Origin of the sequence: Acinetobacter pecorum (assembly GCF_014837015.1) — a bacterium.
Classification (GTDB): Bacteria; Pseudomonadota; Gammaproteobacteria; order Pseudomonadales; family Moraxellaceae; genus Acinetobacter; species Acinetobacter pecorum.
Map to the genome: position 1 here is coordinate 1 of NZ_JACSPT010000041.1, position 1,482 is coordinate 1,482.

A 1,482-nucleotide genomic window follows, 5' to 3' on the forward strand; every position below is an offset into this window, starting at 1 on the left:
TGTAAGCCCAAAATAGAAATGTCCGGTTTCTCCAAAGTAAAAATGTCCGCTTTTAGAATATGCACTTTTGCAATTTCCTTAGCGGACGGTTTGATATGTTGGTGTCTATGTCGGATAAAGAACTTAAACGATTGTCGGTCTTACAGGAAATCTGTGATCAACGCATAACTCAATCCCAAGCTGCTCAGCTACTTCATATTTCAGAACGTCAGATCAGACGCTTACTGCAGAAATACAAAGCTCAAGGCCCAGCTGCATTAGCCCATGCTGGTCGTGGCCAAACCAGCAACTCCAGGCTTCCTGAAGAAATCAGGCTCAAGTGTCTCAATCTTGTCGCTGATCAATTCCATGGTTTCGGACCCACTTTAGCGCATGAAAAGCTCACCACCGGGCATGGATTCGATCTTTCAGTAGAAACCCTGCGTTCCTGGATGATTGCAGCCGATCTGTGGATTCCTCGCTCCAAGCGCCTGAAACGCCCATATCAGCCACGCTATAACCGGGATTGTTATGGTGAACTGGTACAAATCGATGGCTCTCACCATGACTGGTTCGAAGGACGTGCAGCTAAATGCTGTTTGCTGGTGTTTATTGATGATGCCACAGGAAAATTGCAGCACTTACGCTTCTGTGAATCAGAATCAACCTTTGACTATATGATTTCGACACGCCTGTATGTCGAACAGCACGGCAAGCCCTTAGCGTTTTACAGCGACAAACATTCAGTCTTTAGAGTGAATCAAAGCAGCAAGAAAGATACCAAGATTACCCAGTTTGGACGCGTACTCAGCACCCTGAATATCGATATTATCTTCGCTAATTCACCCCAGGCCAAAGGCCGTGTAGAACGCGCCAATCGAACACTTCAGGATCGTCTGATCAAAGAGATGCGTTTGGAAGGTATCAGTTCGATTGCAGATGCCAATAAGTGGTTGCCCTGCTTTATTGAGCAATTTAATCGCAAATTTGCCAAGATGGCCTTTAACCCTAAGGATTTACACCGGACTGTCACTGAAACAGCCGAGGAGTTAGATGATATTTTTACCTGGCGTGAACCCCGCAGAGTTACGAAGAGTCTGACCATTACTTATGATAAATGCATATATCTTCTCGAAAATATAGAAGACAATCAGAAGCTAACCGGTAAATATCTTGAGTTCCTGGAATACCCGGATGGTACCGTGGCCATCATGCATGAAGGCCGGAAGATCAATTACAGTATCTTCGATAAATTGAGTCAGCTGAATCAGCGAGAGATCGTTGAGAATAAACGTCTGGGTTCTGTATTGATCCATATACAGCAACAGCATGAAGAACTGGAACAGCAAAACAAACGTAATCGTTCTCAAAAGATGCCACGTAGACGAGCACAGAAAACAGCAATTCAACAACGAAATCTGAATCCTGTACTTGACTTGGAAATGTCCATATAGGACATTTCTATTTGGTTATTAGGTAGGACATTTCTACTTGGGAATAACA

General features: G+C 44.0%; 1 protein-coding gene. It reads left to right on the forward strand.

Annotated features, from left to right (window positions below; translation table 11 throughout):
* Nucleotides 1-107 precede the first annotated feature (107 nt).
* Complete coding sequence (locus H9629_RS15250) at nt 108-1,433, forward strand: ISNCY family transposase (protein WP_191731452.1); 1,326 nt, start codon at nt 108-110, stop codon at nt 1,431-1,433.
* Nucleotides 1,434-1,482: the final 49 nt, after the last annotated feature.

What these genes read in the sequence shown, in the direction of transcription:
- H9629_RS15250 (WP_191731452.1), top strand. Translation starts at nt 108, where the DNA reads ATGTCGGATAAAGAACTTAAACGATTGTCGGTCTTACAGGAAATCTGT.